Source organism: Halobacterium sp. NMX12-1 (assembly GCF_040435975.1).
Lineage (GTDB): Archaea > Halobacteriota > Halobacteria > Halobacteriales > Halobacteriaceae > Halobacterium > Halobacterium hubeiense.
Genome location: NZ_CP159204.1, coordinates 1679726 through 1701114, shown reverse-complemented (window position 1 = coordinate 1701114; position 21389 = coordinate 1679726). Strand labels below are relative to the sequence as shown.

The window sequence follows — 21389 nt, the reverse complement described above, 5'->3', positions numbered from 1 at the left end:
GATAAAATCCGCGGTCGCGCGAAGCCGGCAAGCACCCCCTCGTCCACCGCGGATAAACCCCCGGCGACGCTACGTTCCCGCGATGACAGACGACGTGTTCTCGCCGCTGGAACTGCGAGACGTGACCGCCCGGAACCGGTTCGTCGTGTCCCCGATGTGCCAGTACTCCGTCGAGGACCGCGACGGCCTCGCGACCGACTGGCACCGCGTCCACCTCGGGTCGCGCGCCGTCGGCGGGGCCGGCATCGTGATGACCGAAGCCACCGCCGTCGAGCCCCGCGGCCGCATCACGCCCGAGGACCTCGGTATCTGGAGCGACGAGCACCGGGACGCCATCGAGCCGGTCGTGGACTTCGTGAAACAGCAGGGCGCGACGCCCGGCATCCAGCTCGCGCACGCCGGCCGGAAGGCTTCCAAGTCCCGGCCGTGGGAGGGCAGCGAGCCCGTCCACCCCGAGGACGGCGGCTGGACGGTCGTCGGCCCCTCCGACGAGCCGTGGCCCTACGAGCAGGAGCCGCCCGCGACCGAAGCCCTCGACTCCGAGGGCATCGACGAGGTCATCGAGTCGTTCCGCGAGGCCGCTCGGCGCTCCCGCGAGGCCGGCTTCGAAATCGCGGAAGTCCACGCCGCCCACGGCTACCTCCTTCACGAGTTCCTCTCCCCCGTGACGAACGACCGCGACGACGAGTACGGCGGGAGCTTCGAGAACCGCACCCGCATCGTCCGCGAGGTCACGGAGGCCGTCCGCGAGGAGATGGGCGAGGACAACGCCGTCTTCGTGCGCATCTCCGCGACCGACTGGCTCGACGACCGCGACTCCTGGGACGTCGAGCAGTCCGCCCGGCTCGCCGACGACCTCTACGAGGTCGGCGCGGACCTCATCGACGTCTCCTCCGGCGGCATCGACCCCGCTCAGGACATCGAGTGGGTCGGCCCGAACTACCAGCTCCGGTTCGCCGAGCAGATTCGGGAGAACCGCGACACCGACGTGAAGGTCGGCACCGTCGGCGGCATCACCTCCGCCGAGCAGGCCGACGCCGTCATCCGCAACGACCGCGCGGACGTCGCCATCGTCGGCCGGGAGTTCCTCCGCGACCCCTACTTCCCGCTGCACGCCGCGCAGGAACTCGGCCGCGAGGACGCTGTGGACGTCCCGGTCCAGTACCACCGCGCGTTCTAACCGCGCGCCACTGCATTTTGCGGGCTCCGGCACGAGCGCGAGGGAGTCTCGCCGTAGCTCGCCGTTAATCGGCGCTAATTGGGCCGAAATCGAGGGAGACAGGCGACAGCGACTGCACCCTCCTTATGCGTGGCGTCCTCTGGAACGAGTGCAATGATGGAACTACTCGACGCGGTCACGGCGCTCGGCATCGACCTCGCGAACGTCGCGCAGGCCGGGCCGCCGACGGACCTCCCGGCGCCCGTGCCGGACTTCGTGAGCGAGATACTGGGGTCGGTGCGGTCGTTCCTCGACGGCGGCATCGAGAAGCTCGGGTCCACCGTCAGTGACCTGACGCCCGGCGGGAGCTAAGCCGGTTCGAACCGGTAGCCGTCCCACTCGTGGCTCGCGGGCTCGCGGATGCCCGCCTCGGGGTCGCGCAGCTCGTCCTCGTAGACCGGCTCGACAGCCGTACCGATTTCGACGCCGTCGGCGGTCGTGAGTTGGCCGAGCGCGCGCACGCTCTCGCCGTCGACCTCGAACTCGACGATTGCGAGGTGGTTGGGCTCGCGGACGCCCGGGGGCGTCGCCGTGGAGGTCGTCCACGTGACGACGGTGCCGGTGCGCTCGGCGAGGTCGATGGTCTCGGTCTGTTCCTCACCGCACTCCGGGCAGCGCGTGTGCCCGGGGTACGTGACGTGGCCGTTCGGGCAGCGGTGTGCGTCGAAGCTCATGGCTGTTCGAGGATGGTGGTGGTCACGCAGTTGCCGAACCCGCCGACGTTGCAGGCGAGACCGACGTCTCCCTCGACCTGTCGGTCGCCCGCCTCGCCGAGCAACTGCACGTACAGTTCGTACGCCTGTGCGACGCCGCTCGCGCCGAGCGGGTGGCCCTTCGACTTGAGTCCCCCCGAGGTGTTGATGGGGAGGTCGCCGTCGCGTTCGGTGACGCCCTCCTCGACGGCCTTCCAGCCCTCGCCCTTCTCGAAGAAGCCGAGGTCCTCGCTCTGGAGGAACTCCAGAATCGTGAACATGTCGTGGAGCTCCGCGAAGTCCACGTCCTCGGGGCCGCGGTCGGCCATCTCGTAGGCGATTTCCGAGGACTCGACGACCCCCTGCATCGTCGTCGGGTCGTCGCGCTCGTGGACGACGTGGGTGTCGGTCGCGCCGCCGATGCCGGAGACGACGACGTAGTCGTCGGCGTACTCCTCGGCGACCGACTCCGGGCAGAACAGGAGCGCGGCGCTCCCGTCCGTAATCGGGCAGAAGTCGTACAGCCGGAGCGGGTCCGCAACGATTGGACTGTCGAGGACCGTCTCTAAGTCGACTTCCTTGCGGAACTGCGCGTGGGGGTTGTCCACGCCGTTGCGGTGGTTCTTCACGGCGACCTTCCCGAGGCTCTCGCGGGGCGCGTCGTACTCGTCGAGGTACTTGCGCGCGGTGAGGCCCGCGAAACTCGGGAGCGTGACGCCGTGCTTGTACTCCACGGGGTGCGTGAGGCTGGCGATGACGTCGGTCGCCTCGCCCGTCGTCTTGTGGGTCATCTTCTCGCCGCCGACGAGCAGCGTCATCTCGCTGGCACCGGAGGCGACCGACTGCCACGCGGCGTAGATGCCCGCGCCCCCCGAGGCGCTCGTCTGGTCGACGCGCTGGGTGTACGCGCCGAGCGCACCGAGGTCGTGGGCGAGCGCGTTCGGGACGCCGGTCTGTCCCTCGAACTCGCCGCTGGCCATGTTCGAGACGTAGAGGTGGTCGAGGTCGTCGCCCTCGACGCCCGCGTCCCGCAGGGCGGCGTCGCTGGCCTCCGCCAGCAACTCCCGCACCCACGCGTCGCGGTCGCCGAACGTCGTCATCGACGCACCGATGATTGCTACGCGGTCCATGTCGTGTCCGTCTCGGAGCGGGGTCTTTACGCTTTCACGTTGGGACCGCCGCGCGCTCGGCGCCGGTCAGTGGTCGGGCGCGGCGCGGAGTTCGAGGGTGACTGCGCCGCCGTCGTCGCGCTCCTCGTACGTGACCGCGCCGTCGTACGCCGTGGTTATCCACCGCACCAGCCAGAGGCCGAGCCCGCTGCCGTGGTCCAGCGGCGTCGGCTCGACGTCCCCGGTGAGGAGCCGGCGTTCGTCGTCCGGGAGCCCCGGCCCCTCATCGGCCACGGACAGCGCGACCATGCCGTCCACCCGTTCCGCGGTGACGCGCACCGACGGCGTCTGGGCGTCCGCGTAGCGAATCGCGTTGTCCACGAGCGCGGCGACCGCGCGGTCGAGGTGGCCGCCCGAGGTGACCGGCGGCGCGGCCGCCACGTCCACGGTCACGTCCGCGTAGTCCGCCAGCGGCACGTCGTCGAGCGCCGACGCCACCACGTCTCCGAGGTCGGTCGGCTCCAACTCGGGGTCGGCGTCTAGCACGCGCTCGACGTCCCGCGCCTCCTCGCTGGTGCGCTCCAGCGCGAGCGCGTGCTCCCGAATCTCCCGCGCGGCGTCGCCCACCTCGGGGTCCTCGGCGGACGCAGCGAGGTCCTCGGTGGCGTCCAGCAGCGCGTCCACCTCCTCCGAGAGGTTGTACCGGAGCACGCGGTTGAGCACGGCGAGTTCGCGCTCCTGACGAATCTCGTCCGTGAGGTCGGTGTACAGCGCGAACCCGCGGTCGCCGCCGTCGTAGGGGATGCCGCGGTACAGCAGCGTCTTGAGGCCGTCCTCGGTGTGGCGGTCCACGATGGCGTAGTTGGACTTGCCCGCGGCGGTGCGCTGGTCGAAGCGGTCGCTCTCGGTCATCCGGTCGCTGGGCACGATGAGGTCGTTCAGCGACGCGCCCACGACCTCGCCGCGGTCCACGCCGAACGTCTCGCAGAAGGCGTCGTTGACCGTCGCGACGATTGGCTCCTCGTCGCGCAGTTCGAACTCCACGACGGCGTCCTGCACGTGCTCGAAGAGGTACTGGAACCGACCCGCGTCCTCGCGGGGTTCGAGAGAGCTGTCGTCCATCGTCTCCCCGTTCCACGCCCGGACATATGTTTCTTCTCTCTCTGAAACTAAATCGCGTTAATACAATATATACGTTCACAGCTAGTCGATAATTCTGAATTTCTATATCATTAAGTCACTTTCAACTGGACGAATGTATGTAGAGTTGAGGGCGCGGACGGGACACTTTATTACGCTCTCGGTCGAACGGGCGGGCAATGAGCATCAACTCCGACGACCGGCCGTGGCCGCAGGTCCTCGACCACGACGGCGTCGACTGGCCGTCCGAGGAGCAGCGCGTGCTCGTCCCGTTCTGCGAGGCGGCGAACCGCGCGGAGACCAGTCGCCTCGGCGCGAGCATCACGTTCGGGAGCGACGGCGAACTGTACATCCTCCACGCCACCGACGGCGAGGCGTCCGCCGACGCCGACGAGCTGCGCCACGAGGCGGAACTGGAGCTGGAGCTGCGCGAGGAGTTCTCGGTGCCGGTGACGCAGTTCGAGACCGAGTACTCCAGCGGAGTCTTGGACTCGTTCGTGGACTCGCACTCGATAACGGCGACCGTCGTCGACCGCGAGGAGCGCGGGTTCTTCTCGCGGGGCCGCGACGAGCAGACCGTCGCCGCGGGCTGTCACAACGTCGTCGGGACGCGCATGGACGCCTTCGAGTCGCCGTCCAGCATTCTCGTGCCGGTGGCGAAGGGCCCGCACTCGGGGCTGGCGACCCGCATCGCGGAGGCGATTGCGCGCGCCGCCGGCTGCTGGATAGAGCTGTTCCACGTCGTCGGCGAGGACGCCGGCGAGGCGGAGCGCGGGGACGCGGACGCGCTGTTGGACGCCTACGAACACCGACTGGGCGACGACGTCGAAGTCGACCACCACGTCGTCGAGGCCGCCGGGCCCGCCGAGGAAATCATCGAACACGCCGGCTACCACGACGTGACGGTGCTCGGCGCGCCCGAGAAAGGGCGGCTCCGGCGGTTCCTGTTCGGTTCGACGACCGACGACGTCGAGCGGGACGGCGAGTCCGGCCCCGTCCTGACCGTTCACCGTGACACCGACGAGTCCGTGTTCTCCCGCTGGCTGTAGGCGGCGACGGTATCGCGAGCGATAACTGCAGGCCAACTTTCAAGTGACCGATTTTCGCGTCTCTGAGTGTCGATGCAAACGTTACAGCAGACCGACGAACACACCGTAGCGGTCGACGACGAACACGGCATCCCGGTCTTCACCTACGAGGCGCACGTCTCCGGGGAGAACCTCCGCGACATCGCCCGCGAGTGGGCCGACGTCGCGCTCGAACGCGGCGCCGAGCGGTACGTCGTGAACGCCGAAGCGATTGCCGCACACGACGACGAGGACAAGCGGTGGCTCGCGGAGACGTGGGTGCCGAACCTCATCGAGAACGGCATCCGCGCGGGCGCCGGCGTCTACGCCGACTCCGCCATCGCGAAGATGGACAACGAGCGCATCGAGGAGCAGTTGAACGCCATCGACCCCGGCTTCGAGTACCGCATTTTCGCCAGCGAGGACGACGCGCTGTCGTGGCTGGCCGACCAGTAGGTCACTCCGGCACGACCAGCACCCGCAGGTCGTTGACGTTCGTTCCCGTCGGTCCGGTCCGCAGCAGCGCGTCTCGGCCGGCGAGGTAGCCGCCGGCGTCGTTCTCGCGGAGCGCCGCGCGGGCGTCGGCAGGGTCGGCGACCGTCTCGCTGTCGACGAGTGCGCCGGCGTGCTCGCTGGCGCCGTCGATACCGTCAGTGTCTACGCACGCGAACGCCGAACCGTCCGGGAGGCGGTGGGCGGCCGCGAGCGCACACTCCTGATTCGGGCCGCCCTCGCCGTCGCCCGTGACCGTCACCGTGAGTTCGCCGCCGGAGAGGACCACTGCGGGCGGTTCGACGGGGTCGCCCGCGTTCGCGGCTTCGGTCGCGACCGCGGCGTGAACGCCGCCGACCTCGCGGGCTTCGCCCTCGATGCACGACGACAGGAACAGGGGTTCGTAGCCGCGCTCTCGGGCGGCCTCCCGGGCCGCGTCCAGCGCCGTCGAGCCGTCCGCGAGCACGTGCGTTTCGACGTTCTCGAAGGCGGGGTCGCCCTCGCCGGGTGTCTCGGGGTGGTCGCCGCGCGCGCCGCGTTCGAGCCGGTCGCGGACTGCGGCGGGCACCTCAACGTCGTAGTCGTCGAGGACCGCGAGCGCGTCGCCGTACGTCGAGGTGTCGGGTACCGTCGGGCCGCTGGCGACGACGTCGAGGTCGTTGCCGACGACGTCGCTGAACACGAGCGTCGCGACGGTCGCCGGCACGAGCGCTCGCGCTAACTGCCCGCCCTTCAGCGCCGAGCAGTGCTTGCGGACGGCGTTCACGTCGCCAATCGGCGCGCCCGAGCGCAACAGCGCCTCCGTCGTCGCCTGCAGGTCGGACAGGGAGAGGTCGTCGGCGGGCGCGGGTAGCACGGCGCTTCCGCCGCCGGTAATCACCGCGAGAACGAGCGTGTCCGCGTCGTAGCCGCGGGCGGCGTCCAGCAGTCGGCGCGTCGATTCGACGCCGCGCTCGGAGGGGACTGGGTGGTCGCTGGGGAGCACCTCGACGCCCGGCACGTCCACAGGGTCGTCAGTGACGACGACACCGCCGTCGAGCCGGCTCCCCAGCGCGTCGGCGAGCGCGCGAGCGACGTGCGCCGCCGCGTTCCCGCCGCCTGAGACGACGACGCGCTCGAAGTCAGCGAGGTCGTACGTCGCGTCCGCGACCCGGAGCGCGTCGCCCTCGACTGCGACTTCGTCGGCGACGACGCGAGCGGGACGCGCGGCGTCGATGCCGGCCTCGACGCACGCCAGCGCCGCCTCGCGGGCGGGCGAGTCCGCGAGCGCGGGCCGGTTCCGGATGTCCACCATACCGACCGAGACGCCCCGGGGCGGCAAAACCACCGGGGAAAGCCGAAGGTTCAATGCGAGCGCCGGCGAAAACGAGTCGTTATCAGGCGCATGGAACGCCACACCGACGACTCGGTCGACGAGGAGCGAATCGCGTCGCTCCGGCAGTCCGTGGACGCCGACGGCGTCGACGCGCTCGCCGAGCGCCTCCACAGCGACGACGCTGACGAGCGCGCGGGCGCCGCGTGGCGGCTCGTGGAGGCCGCCACCACCGAGCCGACGGCGGTTCGCGCCGTCCTCGACGACGTCCGCGACGCCGCCGGGGACGACGACGTGTGGGTGCGGCGGGGCGCGACGTGGGTGCTCGCGGAGCTCGCCGAGTGCCAGCCGGACGCTCTCTCCGTGCAGTTCTCGGAGCTGGTGTCGCTGACGGCGGCCGACGACCCGCTCGTCCAGCAGAACGGCGTGGTCGCGGTCGCGGGCGTCACGAAGGCCTATCCCGCGCGGGCCTCGGCGGGCCTGTCGGCGATTGCGCGGCTCACGCGCTCGGAGAACGCGCTCGTCCGGCGGTACGCCGAGGAGGCTGTCGAGGAGGTGACGGCGGCGGTCGCGGAGCGCGCGGAGGACGCCGGCTACCCGGTGGTCGTGCGCGCGCACCCGGCGTACGCGGACCTGTTCCCGGAGGGCGTCTCCGTGGTCGAGACGGGCGGCGACGACGACCGCTCGCGGCCGATTCACGTCTCGTTCGGGCAGAACGCGCCCGTCCACGAGGACGACCGAGGGGACGAGCGACCGGAGGCCGGTCAGCCCGATGAGATACCGGACCCGCCGGACGTGACACTCGAAGAGGAAGACGTGTCGCCGAACCTGAAACTCCGCGAGGGCGTGCTCACGACGGACTACCGCGCGGACGTCGACGAGGACGTGCTCGAACACGGGCTGGCGACGGTGCGGCGGCTGCGCGCCGACGAGAGCGCGGTCGCGTCGGCGTTCGCCGAGGCGGTCGAGCAGTGGGCGGGCGTGGACGACCACGACCACGTGGTCGCCGTGCTCGGGCACGGTGTGCGCTGGCTGGCGACCCGGTACGACGACGGCGACGCGCTCGACGGCCGCGGCGCGCCGCCGACGCTCGCGGAGGCCGTCTGGAACGCCAGCGCCCTCACGCGCGCGGTCAGTCACGCGCACTCGCGGGGCGTCGTCCACGGCGGCCTCCACCCGGGCGCGGTGCGGTTCGTGGCGACGGGGCCGCGGACGTGGGACGCGCCGCTGCTCGGCGACTGGGGGTTCGCGCACGCCGCGAGCGCGCGCCGCACGCCGCCGATTCCGGGGGCGTTCGCGGCGCCCGAGCACCGCGACCCGGAGACGTACGGCCGCTTCGACCAGGCGACTGACGTCTACGGGCTGGGCGCGCTGACGTACTTCCTGCTGACCGGTGAGCCGCCGGGCAGCGGCGACGACCGGATTCCGGCGTCCGAGCGCAACCCCGCGCTCCCGGCGAGCGCCGACGACCTGTTCGCGCGGGCGCTGGCGCCGGAGAAGCGCGCGCGGTTCGCGACCGTGCTGGACTTCCAGCGCGCGCTCGACGACTTCGCCGCCGACCTCGACGGGGTGAGCCGATGACCGCCGCGGAGACGCTGTCGGCGGTCGCGTTCGCGGGCTACGGCATCGTCGTCGTCGCCGGGCTGGCGTTCACGTACTACGCGGTCCAGAACTACGCGTTCGACCGGCTGGAGGGGTACGACGACTTCTGGGGCTACCTCACCTATCTCGGGCTGGCGTTCGCGGCGTTCGGCGCGCTCGGGCTCGTGTTGACCGTTCGGGACGCCAGCGTGGTGCGCGCGTTCGCGGACGTCTCGCTTTTGGTCGCCATCGCGTTCCTGACGTTCGCGCTCCGGGAGGTGTACTTCAACAGCGCGCTCGCGCCGTCGCCCGACGAGCGCGCCGTCTCGCTCGACCGGGTGCGCCGGCTGGAGTTCGGGTTCGTCGCCGTCATCGCCGCCGAGTGGCTGGTCGTGATGCTCATCGACCAGCCGGCGGTCGCGGCGGGCGTGAAGGCCGCGGGCGCGGTGGGGTTCGCGGCGTACGGCGTGGCGTTCAGCGAGCGACTGGAGACGCTGGCCCACGGCACGGTGCTCGACACGCTGCGCCGCCACCTCCTGCTGGTGTTGGTGTGCGCGACCGGCGTCGCGGTCGCCGACGCGCTGGCGCTGGTGGCGCCGGCCGCGGTCGCCGACGCGCTGGCGCTGGTGGCGCCGGCCGCGGTCGCCGACGGCGTCTTCTACGTGTTCCTCGTGCTGTTGGGCGGCCTGCTGGTGCCGCCGACGGTGCGCCTCCAGCAGTCGGTCGCCGGCCTCACCTGACGGATTAGGACGACCTAAACATCGACACACACTTTAGGGTGGCCTAAATAAGGCCGTGCAACGGATGACACGAGACGTCTGCGTGGTCGTGCCCACGATTCGAGAGTACGAGTGCATGCGCGCGTACTTCCAGAACGCTCGCGACCACGGCTTCGACCTGGACCGCCTGTTCGTCGTCCTCGTCACCGAGGACTTCTGTGACACCGACGGAATGCGCGAGATGCTCGACGAGGAGGGCGTCGCCGGCGCCGTCTTCGACGGCGACGACCGCGACGCGTGGTTCGACGAGCAGGGCTTAGAGGAGTACAGCCACCTGATTCCGGCCGCCAGCCACGCCCAGACGTCGTTCGGCCTGCTGTACCTGTGGGCGAACGACTTCGAGTACGGCGTGTTCATCGACGACGACACGCTCCCTCACGACGAGTGGGACTTCTTCGGCACGCACCTCGACAACCTCGCCCACGAGGGGGAAGTCGAGGAAGTGTCCTCGGACGAGCAGTGGGTGAACGTCCTCTACCAGTCCGACTCGGACCTCTACCCGCGGGGATACCCCTACGCCGCGATGGACGAGGACGTCGAGACGGACACCACGGAAACCGACCACGTGGTCGCCTCGCAGGGCCTCTGGACGAACGTCCCGGACCTCGACGCGGTGCGCATCCTGATGGACGGCGACCTGCAGGGACAGGCCCAGACGCGCACGGGCTTCGAGGACTTCGACCGCGACTTCGTGGCCGCCGAAGACAACTACCTCACGGTGTGCTCGATGAACCTCGCGTTCCGCCGCGAGGTCGTGCCCGCGTTCTACCAGTTCCCGATGGACGACAACGCGTGGGAGGTCGGGCGCTTCGACGACATCTGGAGCGGCGTCCTCCTGAAGCGCGCGGCCGACGTGGTGGGTGGCGAAATCTACAACGGCGCGCCGCTGTGCGAGCACAACAAGGCGCCGCGCTCGACGTTCGACGACCTCGCCAACGAGGTCGCGGGCCTCGAACTCAACGAGCACTTCTGGAAGGAGGTCGCGGCTGTCGAGCCCGACGAGGACTCCTACGAGGCAGTCGCCCGTGCAGTCGGCGAGCGCCTCGTAGAGGGCGACTACGAGGAGTACAACAACGGCGCGTTCCTCGCGGAGTGCGGGGAGTACCTGCTGGACTGGGTGGACTGCTGTGCGGAGCTGGCCGAGCAGCGCGCGGCCGCGGTCGCCGACGACTGACCGCGACTCGGGTAACGGAATCGGTAATTATAAGAGTTTTAGGCCAACCTAATTCGAGACATGAGAGAGCCACGCGACAAGACGCGCCGCCGGTTCCTCGCGGCGGCAGGCGCAGCCTCCACGACCGCACTCGCCGGCTGTACGAGCATTCTCGGCGGAGACGGGAGCAGCAGCGACGACCGACCGACGCTCGCGGACTTCCGCGGCTCCGGCGAAATCGTCTCCGACCGGCCCGCGCCCGGCGGCACGTCCATCGAAGACCTCCCCGACCTCGAGGGCGAACTCTCCATCTACCTCGGCGGCGGCGAGGGCGGCCGCTACACCACGCTCATCGACCTCCTCAACCAGTACTACGACGACTTCGAGGCGTCCGCGCAGACCCAGCCGTCCTCCCAGCTCGCGAACGTCATCGTCGACGAGCACGAGAGCGGCACCACGCAGGCGGACGTCTTCTGGTCGGTCGACGCCGGCTCGCTGGCGTACGTCGCGGACAACGACGCCACCCTCGACCTCTCCAGCGACGCCACCTCGATGGTCGCCGACGACCGCTTCGTCACCGACCAGTGGGCGGGCGTCGCCGGCCGCTCGCGCGCGGTCCCCTACAACACCAACCAGTTCAGCGCCTCCGAGATTCCCACCAGCGTTGACGGGATTGCGACCGACGACCAGTTCACCGGCTCGCTCGGCTGGGCGCCCACGTACGGCGCGTTCCACGGGTTCGTCACCGCGATGCGCCAGCTCCGCGGCGACGACGGCACGCGCGAGTGGCTGAACAACATGCTCGACCAGAACCCCGCGCGCTACGACAGCGAGTACGCCACCGTCTCGCAGGGCATCACGAACGGGGAGGTCGGCCTCGGCCTCACGAACCACTACTACCCCATCCTCGTGTTCGCGAGCGACCCCGACGCCCCCCTCGACCTCGCGTTCACCGAGAACGACGCCGGCGCGCTCGTCAACACCGCGGGCGCCAGCGTCCTCGACGGCGCCGGCGACCCCGACCTCGCGGAGCTGTTCGTCCGCCACCTGCTCTCCGCGGAAGCACAGGAGTTCCTCGCCACCCGCGGGTTCGCGTTCCCGATGATAGAAGGCGTCGAGCCGGTCGGCCCGCTCCCGACCATCGACGAGCTGTCGCCGCCGGACATCGACCTCCAGTCGCTGTCGGACGTCCAGCCCACCATCGAACTCCTCGAAGACGTCGGCATCCTCTCGTAGATGGCAGCCCGCGAGCGCCTCGCACGCCTCCGAACCGCCGTCGGCGGCGACGACGAGCCGGGGCTCTCGCTCGCCGTGCTGGCGGGCGCCGTCGCGGCGTTCGTCTCGCTGCCGCTTCTCGGCCTGCTCGTGCGCGCGTCGAACTACGGGTTCGGCCACCTCGTCGGCCTCCTCACGGAGACCGGCAGCCTCGACGTGCTCGTCAACAGCCTCGTGCTCGTGTTCTGGGTGACGCTGGGCTGCGTGCTCGTCGGCGTGCCGCTGGCCGTGCTCACCGTCCAGACGGACCTCCCCGGGCGGCGCTTCTGGACGGTCGTCGCCGCGCTCCCGCTGGTCGTCCCCAGCTACATCGGCGCGTTCACGTTCGTCTCCGCGTTCGGCCCGCAGGGCGACCTCGCGGACGCGCTCGCGCCGCTGGGCGTCGAACGCATCCCCGCCATCTACGGCCTCCACGGCACCGCGCTCGTGTTGATTCTGTTCACGTACCCGTACGTCTTCCTCACGACGCGGGCCGCGCTGCTGTCGTTCGACGGCACGCTCGTCGAAGCCGCGCGCACGCTCAACCACTCCCGCTGGGAGGCGTTCAAGCGCGTCACCGTCCCCCAGATTCTGCCCGGGGTGACGGCGGGCGCGCTGCTGGCCGCGCTGTACGCGCTCTCGGACTTCGGGACGCCCTCCATCATGCGCTACGAGGTGTTCACCCAGCAGATTTACGTCGCCCAGCGCAGCCTCGGCGTCCCCGAGGGCTACCCCGCGCTGCTCTCGATGCAGCTGCTGGCGGTGGTCGCGGTCGTCCTCGCGCTCGAAGCCCGCATCGGCGAGGGCGACGCCTCCTACGTCTCCCGGGGCTCCCGCCAGCCCGGCCAAATCACGCTCGGCGCGTGGAAGTGGCCGGCGCTGGCGTTCTGCGCGAGCGTCGCCACCCTCGCGCTGGGCGTGCCGCTTGGCGTGCTCGCGTGGTGGTTCGAGCAGGCCGGCCAAGCGGTCTTCGAGTTCGAACCCGTGGTCGCGTGGAACTCCCTGAGGGTCGCGGCCGCCGCCGCGCTCGCCGCGTCCCTGCTGGCGCTGCCCGTCGCCGGGTACGCCGCGCGCTCGACGTCGCTGTTCTCCACGCTCACCGACCGCCTGACGTACGTCGGCTACGCGATTCCCGGCGTCGTCGTCGCGCTCGCGCTGCTGTACCTCTCCACGGAGTTCGCCCAGTCGCTGTACAAGACCGTGCCGCTGCTCGTGTTCGCGTACGTCGTGCGCTTCCTCCCGCAGGCGGTCGGCACCGTGCGGTCGTCGGTCCTCCAGGTGGACCCGAAGCTCACGGAGGCCGCGCGCACGCTCGGCCGGTCGCCGACGGGCGCGTTCCGGAACGTGACGCTGCCGCTCATCGCGCCCGGCGTCGCCGCCGGCGCGGCGCTGGTCTTCCTCACGACGATGAAGGAGCTGCCGGCGACGCTGATGCTGAGTCCGATAGGCTTTGAAACCCTCGTCTCGTACATCTGGCTCGTCAGAGGGGCCGGCTCGTACGGCGCGGCCGCGATTCCCGCGCTCGTGCTCGTGGGCGTGTCCGCGCTCTCGATGGTCGTCATCCTCGCTCAGGAACGATACAATGGCTGACAGCGAACTCACGACGGACGCGGCGGTCGAACCCGACAGAGACGGACCGACCGACGCCGCCGACGCGGTCCTCGAACTCGACGGCGTGACCAAGGAGTACGGCTCCGAAACCGCAGTCACGGACCTCTCGTTGTCTGTCCGCGACGGCGAACTCCTCACGCTGCTGGGGCCGTCGGGCTGCGGGAAGACGACGACGCTACGCATGCTCGCGGGCCTCGAACGCCCCAGCGACGGCGTCATCTCGCTGGCGGACGAGGAGGTCGCCGGGCCGTCGACGTTCGTGGAAGCCCAGTCCCGCGGCGTCGGCATCGTCTTCCAGGACTTCGCGCTGTTCCCGCACCTCTCAGTGCGGGAGAACGTCGCGTTCGGGCTCACCGACCGCGACGGCGACGCCGCCGACGAGCGCGTCGACGAACTCCTCGACCTCGTGGACATGCCGGGGATGGGCGACCGCTCGCCCGACCAGCTCTCGGGCGGCCAGCAGCAGCGCGTGGCGCTCGCGCGCAGCCTCGCGCCCGAGCCCGACATCCTCCTGCTGGACGAGCCGTTCTCGAATCTGGACGTCCGCCTGCGCGTGGAGATGCGCGAGGAGGTCCGGCGCATCCTCAAGGAGGCCGGCGTCACCGCCGTCTCCGTCACGCACGACCAGGAGGAAGCGCTCTCCATCTCGGACCGCGTCGCCGTGCTCAACGACGGCCGCCTCGAACAGGTCGGCGACCCCGAGGCGGTGTTCGAGCACCCCGAGTCGCGGTTCGTCGCGTCGTTCCTCGGGCAGGCGGGGTTCCTCTCCGCGCGCGTCGGCAGCGACACCGTGGACACGTCCATCGGGAGCTACGACCGCACCCTGTTGAAGGGGCTGGCGGACGGCTACGCGGGCGCGATGGTGGACGTGCTCGTGCGGCCGGACGACCTCCGCGCCGTCCCCGACAACGAGGCCAACGCCAACGGTACCATCGTCCGTCGCCAGTACACCGGCCCGTCGTTCATCTACCACGTCGAACTGGACAACGGCGACGTCGTGCGCTGCCTGCACAACCACGCAGAGGACATGACCGTGGGCGAACCAGTCACCGTAGACCTCGTCGCCGACCACTCGCTGGCGTGGTACCCCAAGCAGGGATGAACCGAGCGCGCACGCGCCGACTCGTCGCTCGCGTCCGCGCCAGCCCGTACTTCGCGTCCGCGGCGCTGGCGGTCGTCGCCGCAGTCGCGGCGTACGCGCTCTCGGTCACCGTCTTCCCGTACCACTCCACGAACCACGACGAGGCCGTCTACCTCCAGCAGGCAGCGATGCTCTTGGAGGGGCAACTGTTCCTCCGCCCGCCCGTCGAGGGCTCGTTCCGCCCGTGGTTCTTCGTGGAGTCGTCGCGGGGCCTCTACTCGAAGTACGCGCCAGTCGTGCCCGCGGTGTTCGCGCTCGGCGAACTCGCCGGGGACTTCCGGTACGCGCTCCCCGCGGTCGCCGCCGCCAACGTCGCGTTGCTGTACGGCGTCGTCCGCGACGCCTTCGACCACCGCACGGGCGCCCTCGCGGCCGTCGTGCTGTTGTGCTCGCCGCTGTTCCTCGTGCAGTCCGGCGTCTTCCTCCCGTACGCGCCCACGACGATGCTGAACCTCGCGTTCGCGTTCGCGTACTTCCGCGCCGAGCGCGTCGGGAGCGCGCGCTGGGCGGCCGCCGCCGGCGTCGCCGTCGGGCTGGCGTTCTTCGCGCGGCCGTACACCGCGGTCCTGTTCGCGACGCCGTTCGTCGTCCACGCCGTCTGGACGCTCCGCGAGCCGCTCCGAGAGCGCCGCGTCTCCCCGCTGTTCCGGCGCCGCGTCGCGACCGCCGCGCTCGGCCTCTGCGGCGTGAGCGTCGCGCTCGCGTACAACGCCGTCGTCACGGGCGACCCCTTCGTGTTCCCGTATCAGGCGTTCGCGCCGCTGGACGGCCTCGGGTTCGGGCACCGCGAGATACTGAACCACGAAATCCAGTACACCCCCCGGCTGGCGCTACGCGCGAACGCCAGCGTCCTCGAACAGTTTGTCACCGAGTGGGCGCCGCTGGGCGCCCTCGGCGTGCCGCTGGCGGCCGTCGGCGCGCTCGTCACCCAGCGCCGCGGCTGGTCGTGGCGGCAGGCCGTGCTCGCGGGCGTCGTGGTCAGCGTCGTCGTCGGGAACGTCTACTTCTGGGGGAACTTCAACGTCCTCGGGGACGTCGAGGACCCGAACGGCCTGATTACGACGCTCGGCCCGTACTACCACTTCGACCTGCTCGTGCCCGTGAGCGCGTTCGCCGCGACGGGCGTGCTCGCCGCCGCCGACCGGGTGCGCGACGCGGCCGCGAGCCGGCTCTCCGCGAACCGCGCCGTCGCGGTCACCGTCGCCGTCCTGCTCGTCGCGAGCGCCGTCCTCGGCGGCGTCGCGGCGTCGGCGAGCACCGAGCAGGTGCGGGAGAACGCCGACATCACGGACCACTACGAGGCCGCCTACGAGCCGTTCGAGCCCGAGCCGCCCGCGAACAGCGTCGTCTTCCTCCCGGACCCGTACGGCGACTGGCTGAACCACCCGTTCCAGCCACTCCGAAACGACCCCGGATTCGACGGGCGCGCCGTCTACGCGGTCGACGAGCGCCAGCTCGCCGTCGCGGACGCGTACCCCGACCGCGCGCTCTACCGGTACGTCTACCGGGGGTCGTGGTCGCCGTACGGTGACGAGCCGGTCGAACCCGACCTCCGGCGCATCCACGTCGCGGGCGGCGACGCCCTGACCGTGGACGCGGAACTGGGACTGCCGTCGTGGACGCAGACGGTGACGGTCACGCTGTCCGCCGACGGCGAGGAGGCGTACCTCACGCTCACGCCGGGGAACGCGTCGAGAGCAAACGTCGATGTCCACGTCGCCGACGGGCACGTGCGGCTGTCCGCCGGCGGCGAGAACGCCTCCGTGCCGCTGGGCGAGGCGGCCAGCGTCACGCTGGACGCGCACGTGGACGGCGGCTACGGCGCGGGGTACGCCTACCGCGTGCGGTTCCCGGTCCAGCGGACCGAGGATGGCTACCGGACGATGACGCCGTACCGCGAGCTCTGCACGGACTTGCGGAACTGCGAGGGCGGCGCGGCGTACGTCCCCGGTGTCGGGCCGGACGGCGCGTACGTGAACACGTCGGTGAGAAGCGAGTGAGTCAGTACTTCGCCTGCCGCGCAGTGAGCCGGTACTGGTCGAGGACGCTCGTCAGCACGACGAACGCGCCGACGACGGCGGTCACGACCGCGAACAGCCACCCGAACCAGTAGGCGATGGCGGCCAACTGGAGCGCCTCCGGCGTGACGACCACCGAGCGCGCGGCCAGCGCGAGCCCGAGCCACGCCGCGTAGAACACCGCGAGCTTCCACGCCAGCGGGGGCCACGTGCCGACGTGGCGGTCCACGACCGCGTACGCCCTCCCCAGCCCGACAGGCTCCGTCTCCGCCGTGCCGCGAGTCTCAGTAATCCGAGTCATGGTATACCTACACACCCGAGTGGCTTATACTCTCCCCCCCAGAATCGTGGAAATCGAACGATAATATGGCGTATGATTAGCGGCCGTCGCTACTGTGTTTCTTCATTCCGATGAGTGCCTGCCACGCAGCGACTGAATTGGTAAGTAGATATGCGGAGTTCCCGCGTTAACGACGAGGGTGAATAACGCGGGGAACCACGACAACTGGCAGAAGGAAGACGACTGCAACGACTATCGCGAACACCGGGATTCCAGTAACGAAGTCTAATCGCTGGCGAATGACGTACAAGAGCCCGACAGCCAGTAACCCAACTAGCGAGGCGAGCGAATAGCGCATCTCACGCTGCCGGAACCAGATATAGCCGCTCAGGCTCAGCGCAATACCGGGGATAACGAATAGACCGGTGAAGATAATCGATAGCCCGCCGGCCATCCCAGTGTACTGCCACGGCCGAAACACGGCGAGACTGCCGACGATGCCCGTGACACCGACTACTCCGACAGCGAGCGCTGGAATCTGCTCGTACCGAATCTGACCGGGTGCGCGCCCCCGGGACCAGAACCAACCGGTTGCCACAACCCCGATATTAATCAGGAGCAGCAGAGCCGTCGCTAACTCCGGGAGGTCGGCGTTTAGCGGCCCGTATTCGGGCCACAGACCAACGATGGTGAGGAGGCTGCTGACGAGTCCCAGAATAATGAGTGACTCTTTTTCCGTCGTGGTCATGCGGACATAATTACCGCGAACCTGTAAATGTCTTGTCTGTACCTACCGGACGTTCATCTCCACTGAACAACGACTCCATCCGCCCCGACTGTCAGCGGAGCAGGCCGTGCAGGCGTTCCTCGCCGCAGACCTTCAGAATCGACCCCAGTATCTCGGCGCCGCCCTCCAAGGGGTCGAGTTTCGTCTCGCCGAGGCGCTCGTCGTACTCGATGGGGACTTCGATGACGTCGTAGTCCCGGCACAGCGGGCGGATGAGCAGTTCCGCGGAGAGGCCGGTGTTCTGCGTCCAGTCGATGGCGTCGATGACGTCGCGGCGGTACGCGCGCATCCCCGTGGTGGTGTCGTGGACGCGCTCGCCGACGAACAGCGACGCGACGGCGGCGAACGTGGCGTTGCCGAGGCGGTTGACGGCGGGCATCTCGTCGGCGCCCCAGTAGAGGCGGTCGCCGCTGACGACGTCGTAGCCGTCGTTGACGTAGTCGAGGAAGTCGGGGATGCGCTCCATCGGGTAGGTGTCGTCGCAGTCGGTCGTAATCACGACCTCGGTGTCGGCCTCGTACAGCGCCGAGCGGACGGCGACGCCGTAGCCCAGCGGCTCCTGTCGGACGACGCGGGCGCCGTGGTCGCGCGCGATTTCCGGCGTTCGGTCGTCGGAGCTATCGACGCAGACGACGCTCGCGCGGCCGTCCGTGACCTCGTCGATGTCTTCGAGAACGGTCTCGATTGCGGCTTCCTCGTTGTACGTCCCCATGACGACGGTGACGTCGTCGAGCGTGTACCGGCCGTCGGACTCTGACATGACCGGCGGTAGGACGCGCCGTTATTTTAGGCTTGCCAAAACCCCCGCCACCAACAAGTGATAAATAGGTTCACGTCGAAGGTCCGGCAGACCCGCGGTGCGCGGACAACAATGACAGGGGAAGGCACTGACGAACCGAGCGCCGACGAAGCCACAGTGCTGGTCGTCGACGACGAGGAAGGCCTCGCCGACCTCTACGCCATCTGGCTGCGCGACCGATACACCGTCGAGACCGCCTACGACGGCGAAGCCGCCCTCGACGCCCTCGACGAGGACGTCGACGCCGTCCTGCTGGACCGACAGATGCCCGGCGTCTCCGGCGACGACGTCCTCGACGCCATCCGGGAGCGCGGCCTCGACTGCCGCGTGGCGATGGTGACCGCCGTCGAACCCGAACTCGACATCGTCGACCTCGGCTTCGACGACTACCTCCGCAAGCCCGTCGACCGCGAGACGCTCCGCGAGACCGTCGACCGCCTGCTCCGCCGGTCGACGTACGACGACACCGTCCAGCAGTACTTCGCGGCCGCCCGCAAGCACGCGCTCCTCACGGAGTCGAACGACCCGAGCGTCACCGAGTCCGCGGAGTTCGAAGCGCTGGAAGGCCGCCTCGACGACCTCCGGAGCCGCCTCGACGACGTCGTCGAGGACTTCGACGAGGACGACTACGAAGTCCTGTTCCGCCGGCTCTCCGCCGATGACGAGTGACCGCGACCACCGGAGCGCCCTCCTCTCGTACGCCACCGAAGTCGCGAGTGCCGACGACGTCGACGAGGTCTTCGACGCGATGGCCGACGCCGCCGAAGCCGCCTTCGACTTCTCCTCCGCGGTCGTCGAAGCCGAAGCCGACGGCGTGCTCGCCGTGCGGTCGTGGAGCGGCCGCGCGCCGAGCGTCGACGGCATCCCCACCGACGAGGGCATCGCCGGGGAGACCTACCACACCGGCGAGGCGCAAATCGTCGCGGACATCCGCGAGGACCCGCGCGTCACGGACCCGCCGGAGGGCGCGCCGCGGTCCGTCGTCAGCGTCCCCATCGGCGACATCGGCGTCTTCCAGGCGGGCATGGACGAGCCCGACGGCTTCGACGCGGACGACGTCGAACTCGCGGAGCTGCTGGCCTCCCACGCCTATCAGGCCGTCCAACGCATCCGCTCGCAGCGCGACCTCCGGGAGAGCGAGGCGCGCTTCCGCGAGCTGTTCGAGCAGAACGACGACGCGCTCGTCCTCTACGACGTCACCAGCGACGGCGACACCGAGATTCGCCTCGTCAACGACGCGGCCGAGCGCGCCGTCGGCGCCGACGAGACCGACCTCCGAGGGGAGTCGCTGGCCGCGTGCTTCGACGCTCACCCCGAGCAGTTCGTCCCCGGGAACGGCGCAAAGACCTTCGAGACCGAGTTCGCCGACGACGACCGCGTCTTCGAGGTGACGGTCAAGCAGTTCCTCCACCAGGGCGGCCCCGACGCGTTCGCGGTCGTGGACGACGTCACCGAGCAGCGCCACCGCGAGCAGACCCTCACGGGGCTCCACGACGCCACCCGGCGGATGCTCGTGGAGGACGACCCCGACGACATCGCCGCGGTCGTCGCGGAAGCCGCCAACGACCTCCTCGGCCTCCCGTACGTCGGCGTGTTCTACGCCGCCGACGACGCCGAGGAACTCCGGCCCGCGACCGTCTCCGACCCCGTGACCGGGGAGACGCCGCCGACGTTCGCGGCCGGCGAGAGCCTCGCGTGGGACGTCTACGAGTCCGGCGAACCCGCGACGTTCACGGACGTCCACGAGCAGTCGAACGTCCACAACCCCGAGACGGTCATCCGCGAGGAGATCATCCACCCGCTGGGCGACCACGGCGTCCTGCTCATCGGCGCGCCCGAGGCCGGGAGCTTCGACGGCACGGACCACGACCTCGTGCGCGTGCTCGCAACGAACGCCGAGGCCGCCCTCGACCGCGCCGAGCGCGTCCGCCAGCTCCGCCGCCGCGAAGCCGACCTGCGGCGCGAACACAGCCGGCTCGCGGCGCTGTTCGAGAACGTCCCCAGCCCCACGGCGAGCTTCGTCGTGGAGGACGACGACCCCATCGTGCGCGCGGTCAACCCCGCCTTCGAGGAGGTGTTCGGCTACAGCGAGGAGGAACTCGTCGGCGAGAACATCGACGAGTACATCATCCCCGCCGACCACCACGAGGAGGCCGACGAGTACAACCAGAAGCTCGTGGACGGACAGAACATCAACGTCGAGGTGCGCCGCGAGACCGCCGACGGCCCGCGGGACTTCCTGCTGGACGTGGTGCCGTTCCGCCTCGACGAGCCGAACATCCACGGCTACGCGATGTACACGGACATCACCGACCGGAAGGAACACGAGCGCGAGCTCGAACGCCAGAACGACCGCTTGGAGGAGTTCGCGAGCATCGTCAGCCACGACCTCCGCAACCCCCTGAACGTCGCCCGCGGCTACCTCGAACTCGCCGAGGAGACCGGCGACGACGAGTACTTCCAGCGCATGGGCGAGTCGCTGGACCGCATGCACGAGATCATCGAGAGCGTGCTCGCGCTCGCGCGCCACGGCCGCAGCCTCGACGACGTCCGCGAGCGCTCGCTGTCGGACGCCGCCGCGGACGCGTGGCGGAACGTCGACACCGCCGACGCGACGCTGGACGTCGCGGGCGACCGCGCGCTGCGGGCGGACGTCGCGCGGTTCACTTCGCTGTTGGAGAACCTGTTCCGGAACGCCGTCGAGCACGGCGGCGAGGACGTCACCGTCTCCGTCGGCCCACTGGACGGCGACGACGGCTTCTACGTCGAGGACGACGGTTGCGGCATCGCCGCGGAGCGCCGCGAGGGCGTCTTCGAGTACGGCGCGTCGGGCGACGACGACGGCACCGGGTTCGGGCTCGCCATCGTCAAGAGCATCGCGGACGCGCACGGCTGGACGGTGGAGGTAACGGACAGCTCCGAGGGCGGCGCGCGCTTCGAGTTCCGGACGTAGGC

General features: G+C 70.0%; 20 protein-coding genes. 13 read left to right on the top strand and 7 right to left on the bottom strand.

Annotated features, from left to right (window positions below; all coding sequences use genetic code 11):
* The first annotated feature begins 82 nt into the window (after nucleotides 1–82).
* Both ABSL23_RS10530 and ABSL23_RS10525 read left to right on the top strand, forming a co-directional pair.
* Nucleotides 83–1180: an NADH:flavin oxidoreductase/NADH oxidase gene (locus ABSL23_RS10530; RefSeq protein ID WP_353633703.1), complete on the top strand. Its 1098-nt coding sequence runs from the start codon at nucleotides 83–85 to the stop codon at nucleotides 1178–1180.
* Between the two features lie 153 nt (nucleotides 1181–1333).
* A complete protein-coding gene (locus ABSL23_RS10525; protein WP_353635403.1) occupies nucleotides 1334–1531 on the top strand; it encodes a hypothetical protein in 198 nt (65 codons plus the stop codon).
* Here the strand turns inward: ABSL23_RS10525 and ABSL23_RS10520 are convergent.
* The 3 genes from ABSL23_RS10520 to ABSL23_RS10510 form a co-directional block, all read right to left on the bottom strand.
* On the bottom strand, nucleotides 1528–1893 hold the full coding sequence (locus tag ABSL23_RS10520; protein WP_353633702.1) for an OB-fold domain-containing protein: 366 nt from the start codon (nucleotides 1891–1893) through the stop codon (nucleotides 1528–1530). The two genes, ABSL23_RS10525 and ABSL23_RS10520, sit on opposite strands and share 4 nt — an antisense overlap.
* Entirely contained in the window at nucleotides 1890–3041 is a 1152-nt protein-coding gene (locus ABSL23_RS10515; protein ID WP_353633701.1) for a thiolase family protein, read from the bottom strand. Before ABSL23_RS10515 ends, ABSL23_RS10520 begins: the two co-directional genes overlap by 4 nt.
* Nucleotides 3042–3107: 66 nt before the next feature.
* Nucleotides 3108–4142: a PAS domain-containing sensor histidine kinase gene (locus tag ABSL23_RS10510; RefSeq protein ID WP_353633700.1), complete on the bottom strand. Its 1035-nt coding sequence runs from the start codon at nucleotides 4140–4142 to the stop codon at nucleotides 3108–3110.
* 197 nt (nucleotides 4143–4339) lie between these two features.
* Here ABSL23_RS10510 and ABSL23_RS10505 point away from each other — a divergent pair, with 197 nt between their 5' ends.
* The gene (locus tag ABSL23_RS10505) at nucleotides 4340–5209 is read left to right on the top strand and encodes a universal stress protein (RefSeq protein WP_353633699.1); all 870 of its coding nucleotides are present in this window, start codon (nucleotides 4340–4342) and stop codon (nucleotides 5207–5209) included.
* A 72-nt stretch (nucleotides 5210–5281) separates the two neighbouring features.
* Nucleotides 5282–5683: a hypothetical protein gene (locus tag ABSL23_RS10500; RefSeq protein ID WP_353633698.1), complete on the top strand. Its 402-nt coding sequence runs from the start codon at nucleotides 5282–5284 to the stop codon at nucleotides 5681–5683.
* Between the two features lies 1 nt (nucleotide 5684).
* Here ABSL23_RS10500 and ABSL23_RS10495 read toward each other — a convergent pair whose 3' ends face one another.
* Entirely contained in the window at nucleotides 5685–7013 is a 1329-nt protein-coding gene (locus ABSL23_RS10495) for a DUF4147 domain-containing protein (RefSeq protein WP_353633697.1), read from the bottom strand.
* 90 nt (nucleotides 7014–7103) lie between these two features.
* Here ABSL23_RS10495 and ABSL23_RS10490 point away from each other — a divergent pair, with 90 nt between their 5' ends.
* The 7 genes from ABSL23_RS10490 (at nucleotide 7104) to ABSL23_RS10460 (ending at nucleotide 16550) form a co-directional block, all read left to right on the top strand.
* On the top strand, nucleotides 7104–8612 hold the full coding sequence (locus tag ABSL23_RS10490) for a protein kinase (protein WP_353633696.1): 1509 nt from the start codon (nucleotides 7104–7106) through the stop codon (nucleotides 8610–8612).
* Nucleotides 8609–9352: a hypothetical protein gene (locus tag ABSL23_RS10485; RefSeq protein ID WP_353633695.1), complete on the top strand. Its 744-nt coding sequence runs from the start codon at nucleotides 8609–8611 to the stop codon at nucleotides 9350–9352. The genes ABSL23_RS10490 and ABSL23_RS10485 overlap by 4 nt, the downstream gene beginning before the upstream one ends.
* 64 nt (nucleotides 9353–9416) lie before the next feature.
* Entirely contained in the window at nucleotides 9417–10565 is a 1149-nt protein-coding gene (locus ABSL23_RS10480) for an alpha-1 4-glucan-protein synthase (protein WP_353633694.1), read from the top strand.
* Between the two features lie 60 nt (nucleotides 10566–10625).
* Nucleotides 10626–11780, top strand: a complete 1155-nt coding sequence (locus ABSL23_RS10475; protein WP_353633693.1) for an extracellular solute-binding protein — start codon at nucleotides 10626–10628, stop codon at nucleotides 11778–11780.
* Nucleotides 11781–13388: an iron ABC transporter permease gene (locus ABSL23_RS10470; protein WP_059056541.1), complete on the top strand. Its 1608-nt coding sequence runs from the start codon at nucleotides 11781–11783 to the stop codon at nucleotides 13386–13388.
* Nucleotides 13381–14511 carry an ABC transporter ATP-binding protein gene (locus tag ABSL23_RS10465; RefSeq protein ID WP_059056540.1) on the top strand — a complete coding sequence of 377 codons (1131 nt, stop codon included), beginning with the start codon at nucleotides 13381–13383 and terminating at the stop codon, nucleotides 14509–14511. Before ABSL23_RS10470 ends, ABSL23_RS10465 begins: the two co-directional genes overlap by 8 nt.
* Nucleotides 14508–16550, top strand: a complete 2043-nt coding sequence (locus ABSL23_RS10460) for a glycosyltransferase family 39 protein (RefSeq protein ID WP_353635377.1) — start codon at nucleotides 14508–14510, stop codon at nucleotides 16548–16550. Before ABSL23_RS10465 ends, ABSL23_RS10460 begins: the two co-directional genes overlap by 4 nt.
* 1 nt (nucleotide 16551) lies before the next feature.
* Here the strand turns inward: ABSL23_RS10460 and ABSL23_RS10455 are convergent, their stop codons facing one another.
* The 3 genes from ABSL23_RS10455 to ABSL23_RS10445 form a co-directional block, all read right to left on the bottom strand.
* Complete coding sequence (locus tag ABSL23_RS10455; protein ID WP_353633692.1) at nucleotides 16552–16869, bottom strand: hypothetical protein; 318 nt, start codon at nucleotides 16867–16869, stop codon at nucleotides 16552–16554.
* Nucleotides 16870–17035: 166 nt separating this feature from the next.
* A complete protein-coding gene (locus ABSL23_RS10450; protein ID WP_353633691.1) occupies nucleotides 17036–17596 on the bottom strand; it encodes a hypothetical protein in 561 nt (186 codons plus the stop codon).
* A 91-nt stretch (nucleotides 17597–17687) separates the two neighbouring features.
* The gene (locus ABSL23_RS10445) at nucleotides 17688–18395 is read right to left on the bottom strand and encodes a dolichyl-phosphate hexose transferase (RefSeq protein WP_353633690.1); all 708 of its coding nucleotides are present in this window, start codon (nucleotides 18393–18395) and stop codon (nucleotides 17688–17690) included.
* Nucleotides 18396–18506: 111 nt separating this feature from the next.
* On the opposite strand from ABSL23_RS10445, the gene ABSL23_RS10440 reads away from it, so the two are divergent.
* Both ABSL23_RS10440 and ABSL23_RS10435 read left to right on the top strand, forming a co-directional pair.
* Nucleotides 18507–19103: a response regulator gene (locus tag ABSL23_RS10440; protein WP_059056536.1), complete on the top strand. Its 597-nt coding sequence runs from the start codon at nucleotides 18507–18509 to the stop codon at nucleotides 19101–19103.
* Nucleotides 19093–21387, top strand: a complete 2295-nt coding sequence (locus tag ABSL23_RS10435) for a GAF domain-containing protein (RefSeq protein ID WP_353633689.1) — start codon at nucleotides 19093–19095, stop codon at nucleotides 21385–21387. Before ABSL23_RS10440 ends, ABSL23_RS10435 begins: the two co-directional genes overlap by 11 nt.
* Nucleotides 21388–21389 lie beyond the last annotated feature (2 nt).